The following is a 20,279-nucleotide window of genomic DNA, read 5'->3' as shown; positions in this document are numbered from 1 at the left end:
AGTATGCAAAAAAAGTCAACAAATCAAAAAAAATCAGGTAACTATAATAGTTCAGGAGTCGCTATCATAGGGATGTCTGGTCGCTTTCCTGGATCAAAGAATAGTACTGAACTGTGGGAGAACCTAATTGATCAAATAGATGTTATTACCGAAATTCCCAAAGAACGTTGGAATTGGAAAGATTATTTTGGAGATCATCGTACAGAGAAAAATAAAACCAATTCCAAATGGGGAGGTTTTTTAACCGACATCGACAAGTATGATGCCGCTTTTTTTCGTAACTCTCCAAAAGAAGCTGCTCTCATGGATCCCCAACAGCGTTTGGTCATGGAAGAGACATGGCGTGCCATTGAAGATGCCGGATACAAGCAATCCGATCTGGCAGGTAAAAACATTGGTGTTTTTATAGGCGTCTGCAACAACGACTACAAAACCCTCTTAATGGAACATGACGAATTATCCGTTCATGCTTCAACTGGAGGTGATTTTTCAGTGATCTCTAATCGTATTTCACATTTTTTTGATTTTAATGGTCCTAGTATTGCCATAGATACTGCCTGCTCCAGCTCATTGGTCGCCTTGCATCAGGCCGTTAAATCTATTGAAGTTGACGGCTGTGATATGGCTGTTTCTGGTGGGGTGAACCTTTGCCTTACACCAAAGCGATATTGTACTCTAGCACCCTTTCTATCTTCTGATGGTCGGTGTAAAACTTTTGATGAAAGTGGTAATGGTTATGTTCGATCTGAAGGTGTAGCCGTACTTTTACTAAAATCTCTTGAAGGAGCCGTTAAGGATAATGATCATATTTATGCTGTTATCAAAGGCAGTGCTGTCAATCACGACGGGCAAACCAATTTCCTTACCACACCTAATCCCAATGCACATGCCAGACTATTAGTAAGTGCCTGGGAAAAATCTGGTATTGACCCCAAAACGATCAGTTATATTGAAACACATGGCACCGGTACTCGTGTAGGAGATCCCATCGAAATTAATGGACTTAAGAGAACGTTTCAACAGCTCTATGAAAAATGGGATTATGACGATCCGAAAGAACCGCATTGCAAATTAGGCTCCGTAAAGTCAAACATTGGTCATTTAGAATCAGCAGCCGGAATAGCAGGTGTGTTTAAGGTACTTCTTGCTATGAAGCATAAGATACTGCCAGGGAATCTGCATATAAAGGAAATCAACAGATACATAGAGTTGAACGACACACCATTCTCTATCGTTACCAAAACTCAAAACTGGAACACTTTTATGGATGATTCAGGAAAAGAAATTCCACGCAGAGCAGGTGTGAGTTCTTTTGGTTATGGAGGCGCCAATGCACATATAGCTTTAGAAGAATATGTGCCGAAACTATCACATCCCATACCTGAAAGCGATCAACAGTTACTTATTTTACTATCTACCAAAGGGAAAGACCAGCTAAAAATAGTCGTTAGGCAACTACTTGATTTTCTGGAGAGACAACCTGAAACACAATTGCAGGATATCGCCTATACCTTACAAACAGGCCGCGAATCTATGGCTGAAAGACTTGCAATTGTAACACAAAACCTCAATGATCTGAAAGAAAAGCTAACCCGATACCTCAATGAGGAAGAGACAGAAACTGTCTATTATGGCAAGTTTAAAAATAACAAATCCGAATTGCCAGATAGCCAAAAAGCACTCGTAAAAGAGGCTATTAAAAAGCGTGATCTTCATAATTTGGCAAAATTATGGATCAAAGGTCAGAAGCCGAACTGGGAACTTCTCTATTCAAAACAAAAACCAAAACGTATCGCTTTGCCTACCTACCCTTTTGTAAAAAAACGTCATTGGTTACAACATAAACAGGATACTCTTAATGGATCGGCAAAGAAAAAAATTCATCCTTTGATAGGGAGCAATACCTCAACGTTGAGTGAACAAAAATTCACTACTGTATTTACAGGAGAAGAGTTTTACCTGACCGATCATGTTGTTGCAGACCTAAAAACATTACCTGGGGTCGCTTATTTGGAAATGGCTCGTGCTGCTGGTGAACTGGCAACAGAACAGCCGATCACCAAACTAAGTCATATTGTATGGGCAATTCCCATTACCGAACCCAATACGCCAGTTCATATTAGTCTCTATCCTGCACAACAAGATCAAGTTGAATTTGAAGTAAGTACACTCAAAGAAGATCAGGAACGGAGAGTCCATACGCAGGGAAAACTGCTGTTCTCAAATAAAGTTACCGAAAATATAAATTTCATTGATATTGAAGTCCTTAAAAATCGTTGTCCAAACTACTGGGATGCGCAAAAATGCTATCGTAAATTTCAGGATAATGGTCTTAGCTATGGCCCAACTTTTCAAACCATCCGGGATTTGTACTACAGTGAAAAAGAGGCTTTATCTGTACTGGAATTGCCTCAGACTTTGAATGACTGTTTCGAAGATTTTACTTTACACCCTTCCATTATGGACGGTGCCTTACAAACCGTAGTAGGACTTGACCAAAGTAATTCTCCCGATCCTTCTCTTCCTTTTTCTCTGAGCGAAGTGGAGCTACTGGGGTCACTGCCCGACAAGTGCTATGTGTATGTTCGTCGTATCAATGAGGTTGACTCTCTTGTCAAAAAATTCAATATCTCTATTCTTGATGATAAAGGTATAGAAAAGGTTCGCCTATCCGATTTTGCGATTCGAACTTTGAAATCCGACAAAGCCAAACAGGAAAATCTCTATTGTAAACACATATGGAAAAAATCAGAATTAGATGAAAGTATAAGTAATAAAAAAGAACCTTTCGATCTAACCTTATTGTTTGATAAAGACAATAGCAGCTATGATTCTTTTAAGGAGAAATTGGATGAGACCTTTATTTTGGTTACTCCTGGGAAAAGTTATAAAAAAGTAGATTCTCAAACGTATATCATCCACCCAGATAAATCAAATCACTATGTAAAGTTATTGGTTGATATAAAAACACATTACAATCAACTTCCTGATCGCGTAATTCACTTATGGTCTCAGGATGCATATAGCGCTAAAAAAGTAGCATTGAATATGCAGCTTTCCCAAAGCCTTTTTTCCGTTTTTTATCTCAGTCAGGCTTTTTTTGATCAAAGACCTTTAAAACCAATTCAGTTTCTTTATCTGTATTTGGACTTTGGGGAAATACAACCTCAATATGCTGCTTTAAGTGCGTTTACAAAATCTATCCATTTAGAATTTTCCAAGTTAAAATTTAAAATAATTACTGTATCTGATTCAGAAAGACAAACCGATATTGCAGTAAAAGAATCCCTGCTCAATGGTGGTACAGAAATCAAGTATCAAAGTAACCAGCGCTTCGTTAAACAACTACAGGAATTTGACGGTACACAACAGAGCTCTAAAATAACCGAGTTAAAAACAGAGGGCGTATATATCATCACTGGGGGAGCTGGAGGCTTAGGGTTAATTTTTGCCAAATATTTGGCAAAACAGTACAATGCCAGATTGGTTTTAACAGGACGTTCCAAACTCAGTCATGAAAAAGCCAATACAATAAAACAACTCAATCAATCCGATGCTAAAATAATCTATCGACAAACGGATATTTCCAAAGCCAGCGATGTAAAAGACCTTATTGCCAATACTAAAGCTGATTTTGGAAAAATCAATGGAATCATTCATGCTGCTGGAGTCATCAAAGATGCGCTGTTTTTCAAGAAAAAGACTGAAGAAATTACCTCAGTTTTAGCACCTAAATTGTATGGTGCTGTTTGGTTGGATGAATTCACCAAAAATGAGCCTCTTGATTTTATGGTATTCTTCTCCTCCATTGCTGCGTCATTCGGAAACACAGGTCAATGTGATTATGCCTACGCCAACGCCTTCATGGATCATTTTGCCGAAAAACGTGAAATATTGTGTATAAATAAAAAACGCTTCGGGAAAATAATTTCCATCAACTGGCCCTTATGGGAAAGTGGCGGGATGCAAATTGATGAAGAAACAGAAAAAATACTTGCTGGCACTACGGGAATGCGAGCCATTTCAAATGATCTGGGATGGAAGGTTTTCAACCAGGCTTTAAAGCATGATAAGAATCAATTTATCATGATTTCGGGCAATTATTCAAAGCTTAAAAAATGGATGGGATTTGAGGTTAAAGTGTCAAAGCCTACAGCAAAAATACCCTCTTCCGATATTCCTCAGACAGATCAATTGGTAAAGAAATTTCAACCGGATATACTAACTATGATTAGTGAAATTCTCAAAATTGATGTTGAGGATATTGATCTTAATGATGATATAAGCGAGTATGGTTTTGACTCCATGGATTTTACTCAATTGGCCAACAAACTTAACAATCAATACGAACTTGAATTAACACCAACGATATTTTTCGAATACCCATCAATAAGTGAGTTCTCTGATTTTTTATGCCTCGAACATGAAAATCAATTAGCCAATTATTATGGTAGCAATATTGAAACAACTTCAGCAACATCAGAAGATACCACAATAATACGAGAAGAAGTTTCTACTCTGGTTGAAGAAACTGAAATAAAACTCAAAAGTCGTTTTATTCCACTGCCAACCACTCAGCAAAGCATTCCTAGCTCAACACCAATAGCTACGACTTCAAATAATACCCATACAGATATTGCTATTATAGGTATGAGTGGCATAATGCCGCAATCTAAAAATCTGGAAGATTTCTGGCAGCATTTGGAATCTGGAGATGATCTAATTAGCGAAGTTCCTATTAATCGCTGGAATTGGAAGATGTATTATGGTTCTTCACAAGGGATCAATAAAACCGAAGCCAAATGGGGAGGCTTTATTCCTGATGTGGATAAGTTTGATTCCTTGTTCTTTGGGATTTCTCCCAGAGAAGCAGAGTTGATGGATCCTCAGCAGAGGTTATTCTTGGAAACCGTTTGGAAAACAATTGAAAATGCAGGGTACAAAGCTTCTGACCTATCCGGTACCAAAACAGGTGTATTTGTTGGAATAAGCACACATGATTATGACGAGTTGGTTAAGAAACATCGCTATGAAATAGAGGCTTTTAATTCAACGGGCTGGGCACACTCTATTACAGCAAACCGTGTTTCCTATCTACTCAACTTACATGGTCCGAGTGAACCGATTGATACCGCATGCTCAAGTTCTTTAATCGCCGTCCACCGGGCCGTAGAGGCTATCAGTAGTGGTACTTGCGATACGGCGATTGCTGGAGGTGTTAACCTGACGTTGACTCCCTCCTTAACCATTTCTTTCAGTAAAGCAGGTATGCTAAGCAAAGACGGACGTTGTAAAACATTTGATGAAAGGGCTGATGGTTATGTGAGAGGTGAGGGAGTTGGTGCTGTCTGGTTAAAACCTCTGGAGAAAGCACAAAATGATGGCGATATCATCCATGCCGTGATAAAAAGTACTGCCGAAAATCATGGTGGTCGAGCCAATTCATTAACAGCACCTAATCCCAATGCCCAAGCAGAGCTATTGGTTGATGCCTATCAAAAGACAGGTTTTGATCCTGCTACTATCGGCTATATAGAAGCGCATGGTACTGGTACCAGTCTTGGCGACCCAATAGAAATTAATGGGCTTAAAAATGCCTTTACCAAATTATACGAGCAATCTAGAAAATCTTTACCCGAAGTACCACATTGCGGAATAGGTTCGGTAAAAACTCACATTGGTCACCTAGAATCGGCTGCCGGAATAGCTGGTATCTTTAAGGTGTTACTTTCCATGAAACATAAAATGCTTCCTGGTAATTTACATTTTGAAACGTTAAACCCATACGTTCAATTAGAGGGTAGTCCTTTCTATGTTGTTTCTGAAAATAAGCAGTGGGAAGCTTTAACTGATCATTCAGGAAACAAAATACCACGTAGAGCAGGTGTAAGTTCTTTTGGGTTCGGTGGTGCTAATGCCCACGTAGTTCTGGAAGAATATGAAATGCAATACAACACTGCTAATAGTGTGTCTTCTGAACAAATAGTGGTTTTGTCAGCTCAAAATGAAGAACGGTTGAAAGCGTATGCTGAACAGATTTTAGATTTTATTGATAAAAATCCAAAAATTCAATTAGCGGATCTGACCTATACGCTACAAGTAGGCCGTGAATCCATGCCTGAAAGATTAGCACTACTTGCAAAAGACATTTATGAATTAAAAGAAAAGTTGAACGGATATATAGAAAACCAAAAAAGTACAGATGGTCTTTATCTGGGCAATACCAAAAAAAATAAGACAGCATCTGCATTACTAATCGAAGGAGAGGCAGGAGAAGCCTTTCTAAAAATAGTAATGGATAAAAAAGAACTTGCCAGAATAGCACAACTTTGGACGGTTGGAATAGAGATAGATTGGAAATTACTTCATATAGATCAAAAGCCTCAACGCATTGCCGTACCCACATATCCTTTTGCCAAACAGAGGTATTGGATAGATATTATGGAATCCAAAACGATTGATGTTGCAGCTAGGCCCATCATGTATTCTGAAACCGGGTTAGATAAAAGCTCTGTCAATACTGATCAGCCTTTCACATCTTTAGCTCAAAACTCAGAGCTGTTAAACATAACTGATGAAGGCATGGTATTAGAAAAATTGCAGAAAGATATACTGGCGATCTCTGCAGGCATTCTAAAAATAGATGCAAAAGAAATTGATCTATCCGAGAATCTTATTGACTATGGTTTTAATTCGATAAGTTTTGTTGAATTGTCCAATGCTATCAATAAAAAATATCAACTGGAGATCACACCTTCCTTGTTTTTTGATTATCCGACGATTGATGAAATAGGGAATTTCCTATATAAAGAATATCTAGATATACTACTTGACTTTTATAAAAATAATAGTGGATCTACCCACAAAGTGCTTACTAATGGAAAGGCAGCGGTTGAGAATGAAAGAGAGTTAGCAGGATTGCCGAATTAAAAGCAGAAGCGATATTGGATGAGGCTATCGATCCCGACCAGCTTGTTTTTAAAGAACTCCCTCCATCACCTAATGTTTTGCTCACCGGAGGAACAGGCTTTTTAGGGGCTTTTTTGATTGAAGAACTACTGAAACAGACTAAAAGCGATGTACACTGTCTTGTCCGTGCTGCTGACCTGAAAGCAGGCGAGGAACGCCTTTACAATAACTTGAAAAAATACGGTGTATGGCAGGAAAATTATAAAAAACGAATCAGTGTATTGTTAGGCGATCTCTCCAAGCCTCAATTGAATTTATCTGATAGTGAGTTTCAACAACTTGCTGAAAAAATGGATGTTATTTACCACAATGGAGCTCACCTGAACTACATCTACCCATATAAAGGACTGAAGGCTGTTAATGTAGACAGTACACGGGATATTTTGCGCCTTGCTGTGACTGCCAAACTAAAACCGGTTCATTATGTCTCTTCCATCGTTGTAGTCTCTTCTTCCTATTATGCTCAAAAAACCATTGATGAGAATACTTCGCTAGATCATGTCGAAGGTATGGAGTTGGTATATGCTCAGAGTAAATGGGTATCAGAGCAATTGGTTTTGGAAGCCGGGAAACGCAGTGTTTCCATCAGCATCTACCGCCCGCCGTATATCTCCGGCCACAGTGAAACCGGTGCTTGGAATACGAATGATTTTATCTGCCGACTCCTCAAGGCAGCCATTCAAACAGGGTATATGTATGATTTGGATGCAGTATTTGATCTTTCCCCGGTCGATTATGTCAGCAAGGCCATTATTAATCTGTCTGTACGACCTGAAAGTTACGGAAACGTGTTTCATCTAACGAATCCAAAACCTTGGGATTGGGTTGAGGTGGTACAATGGTTACGGTCTCTCAATTATGATGTAAAACTCATTCCCTATGCGGATTGGCTCGACAAGATGTAACAGGTACAGCAAATACCGGATGATCCCCTGCATTATTTGCTTCCGTTTTTTTCAGCGCGTCATGGTAAAGAGCAACTGACTGTTCCGGAACTATATACAAAAGCATGGCTGCCTTATGTAGATAGTCAGCTAACCCGTGAAATTCTTACCAAAGAAGATATTGCATGCCCCCCGGTCAATAGTCATTTAATGAAAACCTATTTTGATGTATTAATTAAACAAGGTTTTATTGATAAACCACGAAAGAAATACAGTAAGACTAAATAAAATATGATATGAATTTTTTATAAAACCAATAAATCATGAAAAAAGTATGTGTAATAGGGGCCGGCCCTTCCGGGATAACGGCCGTCAAACAGTTAAAAAGATGAAGGTCATGATGTACAATGTTTTGAGAAAGGAGAAATCATCGGGGGCGTATTTGCCTCAAGAGGCACCTATGACTCCTGTCTGTTAACGGTTTCGAACCATTTTATGGCCTATTCCGATTTTATGCCCAAAGAAGAAAAGCTGCACTTCTGGACCTGGAATGATTATTTCCGCTATTTGGAACGATACATAGAGAAATTTGACCTGGGCACTGATATCCAACTCAATACCGAAGTTGAAAAAGTGGTTAAGAAGGATAAAAAATGGCAGGTGCATACTAAGAGTGGAGATACCAAAAAGGAGTTGCTTTTTGACCACGTGGTCGTCAGTAGAGGATCCTTCCAGAAACCTTATATACCCGATATTCCGGGTATTGATAAGTTTAAGGGCAGTGTTTATCGCTCCCGAGAATATAAGAACAGCGAACTTTTTATAAGTTGTAAGGTACTGTGTGTGGGAATGGGAGAAACTTCTGTCGACCTGACTACCGAAATAGCCGACTTGGCGGAAAAATGTACGGTTGCGGTCAGGCATCCTTACGGCTCCAAAACCATTGATATGTATACTATCAGAGCATCGAACACCATGTCTCACTACGCCGATGAAAAATACCACAGTAAGATATACAATAATTTTTTCAATCTCGAAAACCCCGGCCATACATTTAATGGCAAAATAGTCTCTGGAAGCCGGCATGGTATCGGATCAGGTGATCACCAAAAACGACCACCCTTTTGCTGCTATGGTAGATGGGAAATTGCAAACCAATGTTTCCGGGATTAAAAAATTTGAGAGCAACAAAGTGATCTTTAATGACGGTGTTGAGGAGGAGATCGACACCATTGTATGGTGTACGGGTTTTAAGCTGGAATTTCCGTTTTTACCGGAAATAAATTGAAATGAGTTCAAATGGGTACACTTTTTGAAAGGCATGGCAGCATTTATAAGAAAAATAACAAAGTATGAACAAATAATTTTTAAAATTTAAACGAATAAAAGTCCGAATCTCAAAAAAATGACTATATTTGAAGGTGACTGACCCTCAAAATACTCATATTTTAATGGAAGTATTATAAATTCAGGAAACAATACTGGGTTTGGGTTCGTCTGGTTTGGTAAAAATCCGGATCAAAAAGAGATAAAATTGCTAAGGAATAGGTTCGTGAGTAAAATTCAAAAAAATGAGTTGTTAAACTATAAAATATTTAATGCCATTCCTCACTTAAAATTAAAAACTACCTAATAATTATGAACAAATATATTGATAGCGCACGGGTAATGATTCCACCAGCCAGCTCAAGAAGTATTTTGCAACAAAAAGTAGGGGTAACGGATGTTTCCGTAAACTATTCCAGACCCGGGAGCAAAGGGAGAGTTATTTTCGGAAATGTAGTTCCGTACGGAAAAATATGGAGAACAGGTGGCGATTTAAATACTAAAATTACCTTTAGTACGGACGTTTCTTTTGACGGGCACTTTCTGAAAAAAGGAAGGATCAAGACTAATTGTTGTGTTTATGCAAAAATTGTAGTTAATCTATAGAGGAAGAATTCTGTGTTTTTGACCCCTCTAAATTGTAATCTAAAGGCTTTGATTTTGGCATTGAAAGATTCTGCCGCTGCATTAGTACTTCTATTAATGAAGTAATTCAATATTGATCTATAGTTAAGCCTGATAGAGTTTGCTATGGTATTAAAAGCCTTGTATGCTGTTTGTTCTACATCTTTATACCAATGCGCTAGTTTTGTATAAGCGACTTGTATTGAGTTTGCTGTGTTGAAGATATTTCTAAGTCCTTGTACGAGCTTAAAAGCTGTTTTGATATCAGGATATCTTTTAAAGAGGATGTTAGCTCTTACTCTTTGATCTTCTGTCCAATTACTTGGTGCTTTGTAGAGTAAGTATCTGCTTCTAGCCAAGAGTTGCTTTATGGTATCTCCATTTTCTAATATTTCAGGGTAATATTCTTTGTTATTGGTTTTGGCAAGTTTGATCCGTTCATTTTCTGTATCTATGGCTTCCCATCGATGTTTGATCCTAATTTCTTGAAGTGCTTCTAGAGCTAGTTTCTGTACATGGAATCTATCGGTTACTTGTATGGCTTTGGGGAAACACCGTTTGGCAATCAGCTTCATGGAGTTCGCCATATCTAGGGTAATTTCTCTGACCTTGTTTCTTTTCGCAGATGAGATTTTAAATAGGTGTTTGATAATAGGTTCTGCTTTGGTAGTAGCTATGATCGCCACAATACTTCCTTTCTTTCCTTTAGCTTTTTTATTGGTAACGATGGTGTAGAGTTCTCCTTTTGATAAGGCTACTTCGTCGATAGATAATCGAGTTCCTATATTCTCAGGGAAGATCAACCACTCTTTGGCATGAGACTTTTCCTTCCACTGTTTAAACTCACTCAAATAATCTCGATACTGCCTTTGGAACTTCTTCCCATTCACGCCATAGATTCTTGCAATGGTTTTGCAATCACTCTTCTCAGTATCGACTAATCTCTTTTAAAAAAGCAGCAAACTCACCTGTCATGCGAGTTCCCTGAGCTACTAGATTCCAATCTCTTTGAATGATTTGCCTAGTCTCTTTATCTAACCATCTACGTCGCCTTACGTGAAGATACACAGTGTTTCCACGCAAAGGAAAGTCTTCAATAGTAATCTCTTTGTGGAAACCATGAGCAATTACATTAGGATTTATGACTTCTTTAGGAACAACATTACGCTCTTCAAAATACAAATGAAGTTCCTCATTTCGATGAGTGTGTCTTACCAAATCAAAATGTTCTACGAGCATCTCAGGTAAGATGAATTTTAAAAGGTCTAAGGATAATTCCAATCTCTGTTTTTTTTTACAAAGATCAAAACTTTAATTCAATCCACACAAAACTTTTGACCCTGATCCCTAATTGCTTCGTTTCACTCGCAAAGACACACTTCATTCAATCTTCAATTAACAATTAATCTTCATCTGAACTCACACACAACTTTTGTGACTGATCCAAAAGGAACCTATGCGCTATATGCCATTCCCGACGAAAAATCCTGGGAAATGATCTTTTATTCCTATACTGAAAACTGGGGGCTTCCTAAAAAATGGGATGAATCAAAAGTAGTTACTCAACTAAAAATAACTCCTCAGGCTTTACCTATGAAGATCGAGACTTTTACCATCACAATAGATGGTATTACTAATGACAGTGCCGTTTTGGGATTGTTATGGGAAAATACCTATGCAGGTATTAAATTTGAGGTTCCGACCGATGACATTGTGATACCAAATATCAAGAATATACTGGCAAAAAATCCAAAAATGGCAGATTATTACAATGCTGCAATGTATTATAGCCAAAATAATAAAGACATGAAGCAAGCGCATGAATGGATGGAAAAAGCAATGTCTATGATGAAAAGGCCATTATTTCCGCAATTTAGGGTACTATCACTTATCTATGCCAAAATGGGAAATACAAAGAAGGCTGTGGAAATGGCAAGAAGATCTTTAAAAGATGCTAAAATTTTTAGGAAAGAAGAATATATTAACCTGAATACAGCCTCCTTAAAAGAATGGGGGGCTTTATAATTATAAAATATGTTATCTAAAAAATATTATTCCGAGTTTTAAATTCGCAATTATTGAGTTTTTAGTTGCTTATAATCAATTATTCATATCTTTTTAACAAAATTTTAAACCCACCTAATTATGAAAAAAAATACTGCTGAAGCGCAGGTAGTTATTCCATTACCCAGCCCAAAAAGTATCTTAAAACAAAAAGTAGGGCTAACGGATATTTCTGTAGAGTATTTCAGACCCAGGAGCAAAGGGAGAGCTATTTTTGGAAATTTAGTTCCGTACGGAAAAATTTGGAGAACAGCTGCCAATGCGAATACCAAAATAACTTTTAGTACGGACATTTCTTTTGACGGGCACTTTCTGAAAAAAGGCACCTATGCACTATTTGCCATTCCTGATGAAAAATCCTGGGAAATGATCTTTTATTCCGATACCGAAAACTGGGGAGCTCCTAACGTATGGCATTATGCAAAAATTGCTGCTCAACTAAAAATAACTCCTCAGGTTTTACCTATGAAGATTGACACTTTTACTATAGCAATAGATGATATTACTGATTCCAGTGCCGTTTTGGGGTTGTTATGGGACAATACCTATGCAGGTATTAAATTTGAGGTTCCGACCGATGATATTGTGATCCCAAATATCAAAAATACTTTGGCTGAAAATCCAAAAGCCATGGATTATTATTTTGCTGCCGTGTATTATAGCCGGAACAATAAAGACATTAAACAAGCCGGTGAATGGATGGAAAAAGCGATGTCTATGATGGAAAGGCCTTCATTCCGGCAGTTAAGGCAACAATCAATCATCTATGCCAAAATAGGAATGAAAGAGAAGGCTGTAGAAGTAGCAAGAAGATCTTTAGAAGATGCTAAAGTTGCCAAGGATGAAGAGTTTATTAACCTGAATATGGCTTCACTAAAAGAATGGGGAGCTATATAACGAACTTATTATGACTTTTTATTTAATCAATTATTGGCATCAGAAAGTTTGAGGTAAGATCGCTAGGTTTTTAGTAGTGAATACAAAGTATTATAACCCGTTGTGCATTTTGATAAAATTCGTCAATTCGAGTAAATTTTTCGATTGAAAATGAGAAAAATTTGTATCGAGAATAGGATTTTTGCTTTAAATATGTTCTCGATACGATTTTTCGCAGCTCAAAATCACTCGAACTGACGTTTAAATTTACTTTTTAGTTCATGTCTCGTCCTAAAATAGGGCTACAGTTAATTATTAAAATTTATGCTACATTTTTGTGCACGTAATTAGGTGTTTTATAATCTAAAGATAAATGTAATCTTTTATTATTATATAATTTGATTGCATTTTTTGTTGCTTTTTTGGCGTGATTGATATTTGTAAATGTTTGGTCGAGGAAGAATTCATCTTTTAAAATTCCGTTAACTCTTTCGGCCATTGCGTTTTCGTAGCAATGATTTTCTTGGGTCATACTGATTTGTATCTTTTTTCTTTTCAAAATTTGAGTATAAACATTGCTACAATATTGTATTCCTCTATCAGAATGATGTATGATTTCTTCGGTATTTTTAGTTTGATAAATAGCTTTATTTAAAGCTCTAACACAGCCTTTAAGTTCTAAACTATCACTAATATCATAGCCTACTATTTTTCTTGAATACATATCAGTAATAAGTGCTAAATAACAAAATCCATTTATAGTTCTTATATAGGTAATATCCGAAGCCCAAACTTGGTTAGGTCTATTAATGATCAGGTCTTTTATGATATTTTTATATTTATAAAAACGATGGTAAGAGTTGGTTGTTTTAGAAGAATATTTTTTCCTTCTAATTAACAAATTATTTTCTTTTAAGATTCTAAATAACTGGTCTCTACCTATATTTATATTCTGTTTCCTAAAATCATTATGTAAGGATTTCATTAGCTTTCTAGTACCTTCTCTGGGTAATGTTTTCCTGCTTTTTTTAACAAGCATTATTACATTTTGTTCTATTTGTTTTTTAAGAACAAACCTTTTTTGATATTTGTAATAAGCATCTCTTTTTAACTCGAAAGCATTACAAATAGTAGCGATGGCGTACCTTCTTTTTTTTCTATTAATCGGTGCTATTTTCATTAAGGCTTTATGTTTAAGTTTTTTTTTAATTCTTCAACATTTTTATAGCCAAGATTTTCAGCAGCTACTTCAAGATAACTATCATTCACAAGTTTATCTAGATCCTTTTTAATAAGAAGATCTTTGAGTTGTTTTAGCTCTTTTTGAAGGGCTTTAATACGGGATAATTCGTCGTCTGTTTGCACGGTTACACGGGTGTTCATTAAATCTTTACGGTCATATTTTTTAATCCATACGTTTATCGTACTAGATTGTATGCCGTAAGTTAAGGCAATTTGTCTTTTGGAATGGTTTCCTTTGGTAAGTTCTGCTAATACTTTGAGTTTAAAACTCTCACTATAACGTCTTACATATCCATCATTTTTATACATATACTTGTTGTTTTTTGTATACATATTTCAGGACGGGTCATCAAAATGCACAACGGGTTATTATATACAATGTACAAGAAATGTTAAGTTTTAAATGAAAAATGAATCCATTATCAAATTTTCAAATGAGCTCATTTACATACTAACAAAGAAACGGTCTTGTTTCAAAAGTTTCGGACACTAGTGATTTTTAACCGGAAATAAATTGAAATGAGTCCAAATGGGTACGCTTTTTGAAAGGCATGGCAGCATTTATAAGAAAAATAACAAAGTATGAACAAATAATTTTTAAAATTTAAACGAATAAAAGTCCGGATCTCAAAAAAAATGACTATATTTGAAGGTCACTGACCCCCAAAATATTCATGTTTTAATGGAAGTATTATAAATTCAGGAAACAGTACTGGGTTTAGGTTCGTCTGGTTTGGTAAAAATCCGGATCAAAAAGAGATAAAATTGTTATGGTAAAAGTTAAAGCCTGCCATTCTGGTGTAACAATAGTTAGTAGGTAGCTGCCTTTAAAATTGTTGTTTAACTCCAGATTGAGTGAAGCACTGCACTCTAGTTATGAGTATTATTAATTATTAACCCACATAAATCTAATCTATTATGGAAAACATGGAAATTATTGAAGCGGAAAACAGTATCCTTGAAAGTGCAAACAGCATTATCCGGGGAACAGAAACTGAAAACAGTATTGAAGTAAAAGATCTGTTTAATTTGGTACAAAATCCTGATCAGGTGGAATAGACTCCTTATCCCGGATCCAAAGGTGTGAGCATGCACCTCTTGTATGAAAATAAGGGTGAAGTTTCTGCTCATTTGTTCAAAGTAGAGGCAGGCGGAGAATTGCTTGAACACTTATATACCGGTTATGAGCATATCGTCATGTTATCCGGAAAAGTAACTAAAACCTGTACCGACAAACAGGTAATCTTCCAAGACAAAGGGGATCTGATCATTTCAAAACCGGGAACAAGGCGTTGGAGTTCTATTGAAGAAGGAGGAATAGGCATATTAATATGCGAAAAGCCAAAACGCTTTTCAAATTAATAACAGGGGTTTTTATGAGAACTAAATCCAAGAACATGTTTAAAAAATAAAGTTTTAGACATGCTCTTTTATTTGCGCTATTCTTTTTTTTAAATGAATTCAATGGATAGTTTAGTATATCTATTACTTGCCTTATTTATTCTCCTGTTTACTAAAGCCTATACAAACATTTATTAAATCATGTAAAATAAAATGAGAACAACGAATTATGATCTTGAAAATCCGTTCAACTTCCCTCCCATTCAATTGGACCGGCTACACTGGTTCTCAAAGGAAAGCCTGGGAGATATTCCGGTTGTTGACATGCAAAAATTAAACAGCAAAGAAGAACTCACTGCCTTTATAAATGAAGTTCTGGAGAAAAAGATCTTCTGTATAGAAAATCACGGTATTGAAGAATATCTGATAGAAGAATTACTCAATGTCCACAGAGCTTTCTTCAGCCTGTCGGAAGAAGAGAAGGCAAAATTCGTTCCACCCGATATGAAAATCGACGTCGCAGGGTATAAAGGATTCAAAAAGGGAAGTGTTGCAAAAGTCTCCGGAACCGGAGAGAGTTTTGATCAGCTCATGCAATATGTGTTTTCTGTCCACAATACAGACGTCACATATCCTAATGAGACATTCGGGCGGGTTTGTAAATTATATACGGAAAAAGTAACCGCTCTTATCCGGCTGCTACTCGAAAAATTATTTGATGCGCTTCAACTCATTCCATCCGATTTTACCTATACCAAAGAGGTCCAGGAGTTTTTTTTAGAGAAAGGATTTACCCGTAATATGACACTTTTGTACCCGGCAGTTGAACAAGATGAAGACGCCAGGGAAAGGATGACCAGCCATTATGATACCAGCCTCATCACGATATTGTACCAGATTCCTACCCTGGGAAAATTTTCTGAGGATCCTTATATCGGCTTTGAATTGGAAGAGGAAGGAGAGAGAATCCCCATACCTCCTGTAAGAGGTACCTTTCTGGTCAATTTTGGAGAATTGATCCATCATCTTACCAATGGAGTGGTTGAGGCAAACTATCATGGTGTAAGAATTCCCACTGAGGAAGAGTTGCCTGAAAGTGAGCGAATGACTATTGTAAGTTTTTATTTTCCCGATCCGCAGACAAAATTAAAACTGTCAAAGATTAAAGGGAGTATTTCTTACAATGCCATACAAAACGGAGATTTGAAAGAAGGCCAGGAAGTTACCCTGGAAGTGTTGAGAAAAGCCATGTTTAAAAAGTATTTTACTTATTGATAACGTAAACTCATGCTTAAAAAAAATTTTCCAAACAAAATGGCTTTCATGACAGGATAAAAAGCGTATCGTCTATGGCTGCTAAAAAAGACCTGTTTATTCTATTATTAATAGCTATTGTATCGGTTGGTAGCATTATTTTCCTTGTTCCCATTGGTACATTACCTCCAATAGGGACGTATATCTGGAATGTGCCTCCTGAATATGTAAAGCTATATATCAATTTTCATTGCTTTGGCATTGGTCTTAGAAGCCTACTATGGGAATGATAAAATTACCGCATCCAAAATTAAATATAAGGGTATCAACATGCAAGTAACAGGGTTGGCCATAGTTGGAATTATTGGCGGTTTTATAGCTTCATGGACAGCCATAGGCGTAGGTGAATTGATAGCATTATACCTGTTATTTATATATCGAACCAGTATAGAAACTGCCATAGCCACAGGGGTGTTGCCATCTTAGCTATTGATTCTGTTCTGGGTTTCATATTGCACATCCGCTTAGAGCAGATCCCCTGGGGACATGCTGATCTTTACAATACCGGGAGTACTCTTTGGAGGCTATGCAGGAGGAAAAGCAGGAAAGCATATGGATAATTATCTGTTGAGAGTTGTGCAAAAACGAGATCGCCGTGTATTTTATAAAATATCTCCGTTAAGATGGCTTATCATTATAGTGATTACCATTGATGCGGGCCTTATAATTTTACTATGATAGTATTTATTTCCTAATGAAGCAAAACCATTTAAAAATATATATCGGCAAGAAACACACAGTATTCTGTCTGATGAGCAACAATAAACTTTATAATCACTAAAAAACCAAACAGTTATGACGGATCAAGACTAATTGTTGTGTTTATGCAAAAATTGTAGTTAATCTATAGAGGAAGAATTCTGTGTTTTTGACCCCTCTAAATTGTAATCTAAAGGCTTTGATTTTGGCATTGAAAGATTCTGCCGCTGCATTAGTACTTCTATTAATGAAGTAATTCAATATTGATCTATAGTTAAGCCTGATAGAGTTTGCTATGGTATTAAAAGCCTTGTATGCTGTTTGTTCTACATCTTTATACCAATGCGCTAGTTTTGTATAAGCGACTTGTATTGAGTTTGCTGTGTTGAAGATATTTCTAAGTCCTTGTACGAGCTTAAAAGCTGTTTTGATATCAGGATATCTTTTAAAGAGGATGTTAGCTCTTACTCTTTGATCTTCTGTCCAATTACTTGGTGCTTTGTAGAGTAAGTATCTGCTTCTAGCCAAGAGTTGCTTTATGGTATCTCCATTTTCTAATATTTCAGGGTAATATTCTTTGTTATTGGTTTTGGCAAGTTTGATCCGTTCATTTTCTGTATCTATGGCTTCCCATCGATGTTTGATCCTAATTTCTTGAAGTGCTTCTAGAGCTAGTTTCTGTACATGGAATCTATCGGTTACTTGTATGGCTTTGGGGAAACACCGTTTGGCAATCAGCTTCATGGAGTTCGCCATATCTAGGGTAATTTCTCTGACCTTGTTTCTTTTCGCAGATGAGATTTTAAATAGGTGTTTGATAATAGGTTCTGCTTTGGTAGTAGCTATGATCGCCACAATACTTCCTTTCTTTCCTTTAGCTTTTTTATTGGTAACGATGGTGTAGAGTTCTCCTTTTGATAAGGCTACTTCGTCGATAGATAATCGAGTTCCTATATTCTCAGGGAAGATCAACCACTCTTTGGCATGAGACTTTTCCTTCCACTGTTTAAACTCACTCAAATAATCTCGATACTGCCTTTGGAACTTCTTCCCATTCACGCCATAGATTCTTGCAATGGTTTTGCAATCACTCTTCTCAGTATCGACTAATCTCTTTTAAAAAAGCAGCAAACTCACCTGTCATGCGAGTTCCCTGAGCTACTAGATTCCAATCTCTTTGAATGATTTGCCTAGTCTCTTTATCTAACCATCTACGTCGCCTTACGTGAAGATACACAGTGTTTCCACGCAAAGGAAAGTCTTCAATAGTAATCTCTTTGTGGAAACCATGAGCAATTACATTAGGATTTATGACTTCTTTAGGAACAACATTACGCTCTTCAAAATACAAATGAAGTTCCTCATTTCGATGAGTGTGTCTTACCAAATCAAAATGTTCTACGAGCATCTCAGGTAAGATGAATTTTAAAAGGTCTAAGGATAATTCCAATCTCTGTTTTTTTTTTACAAAGATCAAAACTTTAATTCAATCCACACAAAACTTTTGACCCTGATCCCTAATTGCTTCGTTTCACTCGCAAAGACACACTTCATTCAATCTTCAATTAACAATTAATCTTCATCTGAACTCACACACAACTTTTGTGACTGATCCGTTATGACACCGGAAAACGTATTACACTATTTATCCGATCACGAAAAGCATGCGCGTGCTTCCATTTCTTTTGTACCCAGCGAAAATACCATGTCGCCCATTTCGAGGTTACCTTTTATTTTGGACAATTATTCCCGTTATCATTTTGATTATAAGCCGATGTCTCAGGCTTTCCGTGGTGACAGGGGTATTGACAAGATTAAAGAAGAAATTCTCATTCCGCTATTACAAGAGTTGACAAAAGCAGAATTTATCAATCTGAAAGGGATTTCGGGGATGAATTGCTTGACGGTAGTGTTGGCAGCCTTAACGGATATAGGAGATACGGTAATTTCCATTCCTGCAAATATGGGCGGGCATCCTAGTACACCTATGATTGCAAAGCGTTTGGGGATTCGTTTGTTAGACATGCCCATGTTATCTCCCCATGACTTGGATTTGGATAGACTGGAAACCATGATCAAAAAAGAAAAACCACGTTTGATCTATATTGATCAATCCACCTTTTTGTTTCCCATTGATCCGATGCCGGTACGTCAGTTGGTCGATCAACATTCGCCGGCAACCTTAATCCATTTCGATTCAAGTCACTTGAACGGTTTGGTTCTCGGCGGAGCTTGCTGGAATGCTCTTGACCGGGGTGCAGATTCTTTTGGCGGATCAACCCATAAAACGCTACCGGGGCCGCATAAGACATTCCTAGCCTCAAACCAAAAAGAGATTATTGAAAAAATTAATGATAAAATGATCTATTTCGTCAGTCATATTCATGCAGCCGGACTTGTTTCTCTGACATTAGTGCTACTCGAAATGAAGCATTGCGGCTGTGCTGATTATGCAAAGACCGTGGTTGAAAATTCAAGGGCATTTGCATCTTTATTACACCGACATGAGAAACTCCATGTTGCGGAAGCCGAACGTGGTTTTACCGATTGCCATCAGTTGTGGGTTACTCCCGAATTGGATAATGACCCCTGGGAAATTACCGACAGGTTACATCGTTGTGGTTTGCTGATTAATAATTTTGACGCTTTACCGGGAATCAATGCTCATACTTTCCGCCTTTCTATGGCCGAGGCTACCAAACTTGGCTTGAAAACTGAAGAAGTGAAAGAATTGGCGGAGATATTTATCCAGGGGCTGGATACCGGAGTTGCCGAAAAAGATGTGGCTGAGCGTGTAAAAGGGTGGCGTTTAAAGCACCCAAAACCTGAATATGGCTTTACGGAAGAAAAATTAAAAACGATTGATTTCCCTTTTCCTTTGGAGCAATTTTTACAAATTTTTAATCCTTAGAAAGATGAGGGGAAAAAATAATAGTATAA

21 protein-coding genes are annotated in these 20,279 nt (G+C 37.1%); 14 read left to right on the top strand and 7 right to left on the bottom strand.

The features are described from left to right. Positions 1 to 3 precede the first annotated feature (3 nt). The 6 genes from GKR88_17800 to GKR88_17775 all read left to right on the top strand — a co-directional run bounded on the left by GKR88_17800 (position 4) and on the right by GKR88_17775 (position 9,785). A complete protein-coding gene (locus GKR88_17800; protein ID QMU65949.1) occupies positions 4 to 6,930 on the top strand; it encodes an SDR family NAD(P)-dependent oxidoreductase in 6,927 nt (2,308 codons plus the stop codon). Beyond that, entirely contained in the window at positions 6,918 to 7,874 is a 957-nt protein-coding gene (locus tag GKR88_17795; protein ID QMU65948.1) for an NAD-dependent epimerase/dehydratase family protein, read from the top strand. The genes GKR88_17800 and GKR88_17795 overlap by 13 nt, the downstream gene beginning before the upstream one ends. Positions 7,875 to 7,910: 36 nt before the next feature. Then, positions 7,911 to 8,141, top strand: coding sequence for a hypothetical protein (locus tag GKR88_17790; GenBank protein ID QMU65947.1), 231 nt, complete (start codon positions 7,911 to 7,913; stop codon positions 8,139 to 8,141). A gap of 138 nt (positions 8,142 to 8,279) precedes the next feature. Next, positions 8,280 to 9,026 carry a SidA/IucD/PvdA family monooxygenase gene (locus tag GKR88_17785; protein ID QMU65946.1) on the top strand — a complete coding sequence of 249 codons (747 nt, stop codon included), beginning with the start codon at positions 8,280 to 8,282 and terminating at the stop codon, positions 9,024 to 9,026. After that, positions 8,938 to 9,141 carry a hypothetical protein gene (locus GKR88_17780; protein ID QMU65945.1) on the top strand — a complete coding sequence of 68 codons (204 nt, stop codon included), beginning with the start codon at positions 8,938 to 8,940 and terminating at the stop codon, positions 9,139 to 9,141. The genes GKR88_17785 and GKR88_17780 overlap by 89 nt, the downstream gene beginning before the upstream one ends. 350 nt (positions 9,142 to 9,491) lie before the next feature. Then, entirely contained in the window at positions 9,492 to 9,785 is a 294-nt protein-coding gene (locus tag GKR88_17775; GenBank protein ID QMU65944.1) for a DUF2911 domain-containing protein, read from the top strand. Here GKR88_17775 and GKR88_17770 read toward each other — a convergent pair. Next, entirely contained in the window at positions 9,758 to 10,711 is a 954-nt protein-coding gene (locus GKR88_17770) for a DDE transposase (protein QMU65943.1), read from the bottom strand. The genes GKR88_17775 and GKR88_17770 overlap by 28 nt on opposite strands. A gap of 19 nt (positions 10,712 to 10,730) precedes the next feature. Then, positions 10,731 to 11,084, bottom strand: a complete 354-nt coding sequence (locus GKR88_17765) for a transposase (GenBank protein QMU65942.1) — start codon at positions 11,082 to 11,084, stop codon at positions 10,731 to 10,733. Between the two features lie 69 nt (positions 11,085 to 11,153). Between GKR88_17765 and GKR88_17760 the strand changes: the two genes are divergently transcribed. Continuing rightward, positions 11,154 to 11,828 carry a DUF2911 domain-containing protein gene (locus GKR88_17760; protein QMU65941.1) on the top strand — a complete coding sequence of 225 codons (675 nt, stop codon included), beginning with the start codon at positions 11,154 to 11,156 and terminating at the stop codon, positions 11,826 to 11,828. Between the two features lie 120 nt (positions 11,829 to 11,948). Continuing rightward, complete coding sequence (locus GKR88_17755) at positions 11,949 to 12,764, top strand: DUF2911 domain-containing protein (GenBank protein ID QMU65940.1); 816 nt, start codon at positions 11,949 to 11,951, stop codon at positions 12,762 to 12,764. Between the two features lie 301 nt (positions 12,765 to 13,065). On the opposite strand, the gene GKR88_17750 is transcribed toward GKR88_17755, so the two are convergent. Both GKR88_17750 and GKR88_17745 read right to left on the bottom strand, forming a co-directional pair. Further along, a complete protein-coding gene (locus GKR88_17750; GenBank protein ID QMU65939.1) occupies positions 13,066 to 13,923 on the bottom strand; it encodes an IS3 family transposase in 858 nt (285 codons plus the stop codon). Beyond that, complete coding sequence (locus GKR88_17745; protein QMU65938.1) at positions 13,923 to 14,294, bottom strand: transposase; 372 nt, start codon at positions 14,292 to 14,294, stop codon at positions 13,923 to 13,925. The genes GKR88_17750 and GKR88_17745 overlap by 1 nt, the downstream gene beginning before the upstream one ends. A gap of 609 nt (positions 14,295 to 14,903) precedes the next feature. Between GKR88_17745 and GKR88_17740 the strand changes: the two genes are divergently transcribed. The 3 genes from GKR88_17740 (at position 14,904) to GKR88_17730 (ending at position 16,601) form a co-directional block, all read left to right on the top strand. After that, positions 14,904 to 15,044 carry a hypothetical protein gene (locus GKR88_17740; GenBank protein ID QMU65937.1) on the top strand — a complete coding sequence of 47 codons (141 nt, stop codon included), beginning with the start codon at positions 14,904 to 14,906 and terminating at the stop codon, positions 15,042 to 15,044. Positions 15,045 to 15,068: 24 nt separating this feature from the next. Next, positions 15,069 to 15,347 (top strand): hypothetical protein, encoded by a 279-nt coding sequence (locus tag GKR88_17735; GenBank protein ID QMU65936.1) that lies wholly within the window; start codon positions 15,069 to 15,071, stop codon positions 15,345 to 15,347. A 192-nt stretch (positions 15,348 to 15,539) separates the two neighbouring features. Further along, a complete protein-coding gene (locus tag GKR88_17730) occupies positions 15,540 to 16,601 on the top strand; it encodes a hypothetical protein (GenBank protein ID QMU65935.1) in 1,062 nt (353 codons plus the stop codon). Positions 16,602 to 16,647: 46 nt separating this feature from the next. Here the strand turns inward: GKR88_17730 and GKR88_17725 are convergent, their stop codons facing one another. Then, on the bottom strand, positions 16,648 to 16,824 hold the full coding sequence (locus tag GKR88_17725) for a hypothetical protein (protein ID QMU65934.1): 177 nt from the start codon (positions 16,822 to 16,824) through the stop codon (positions 16,648 to 16,650). Positions 16,825 to 16,835: 11 nt separating this feature from the next. Here GKR88_17725 and GKR88_17720 point away from each other — a divergent pair, with 11 nt between their 5' ends. Continuing rightward, the gene (locus tag GKR88_17720; protein QMU65933.1) at positions 16,836 to 17,066 is read left to right on the top strand and encodes a hypothetical protein; all 231 of its coding nucleotides are present in this window, start codon (positions 16,836 to 16,838) and stop codon (positions 17,064 to 17,066) included. A gap of 60 nt (positions 17,067 to 17,126) precedes the next feature. Then, entirely contained in the window at positions 17,127 to 17,318 is a 192-nt protein-coding gene (locus GKR88_17715; GenBank protein ID QMU65932.1) for a hypothetical protein, read from the top strand. A gap of 144 nt (positions 17,319 to 17,462) precedes the next feature. Here GKR88_17715 and GKR88_17710 read toward each other — a convergent pair whose 3' ends face one another. Further along, positions 17,463 to 18,416 (bottom strand): DDE transposase, encoded by a 954-nt coding sequence (locus GKR88_17710; protein QMU65931.1) that lies wholly within the window; start codon positions 18,414 to 18,416, stop codon positions 17,463 to 17,465. Positions 18,417 to 18,435: 19 nt separating this feature from the next. Continuing rightward, complete coding sequence (locus GKR88_17705; GenBank protein QMU65930.1) at positions 18,436 to 18,789, bottom strand: transposase; 354 nt, start codon at positions 18,787 to 18,789, stop codon at positions 18,436 to 18,438. Between the two features lie 168 nt (positions 18,790 to 18,957). On the opposite strand from GKR88_17705, the gene GKR88_17700 reads away from it, so the two are divergent. Continuing rightward, positions 18,958 to 20,250, top strand: a complete 1,293-nt coding sequence (locus GKR88_17700; protein QMU65929.1) for a hypothetical protein — start codon at positions 18,958 to 18,960, stop codon at positions 20,248 to 20,250. The last annotated feature ends 29 nt before the right edge of the window (positions 20,251 to 20,279 follow it).

This window comes from Flavobacteriaceae bacterium (assembly GCA_014075215.1).
GTDB lineage: Bacteria > Bacteroidota > Bacteroidia > Flavobacteriales > Flavobacteriaceae > Polaribacter.
Note: the sequence above shows the minus strand (reverse complement) of the source record. Positions and strands in the feature narration are given on the sequence as shown.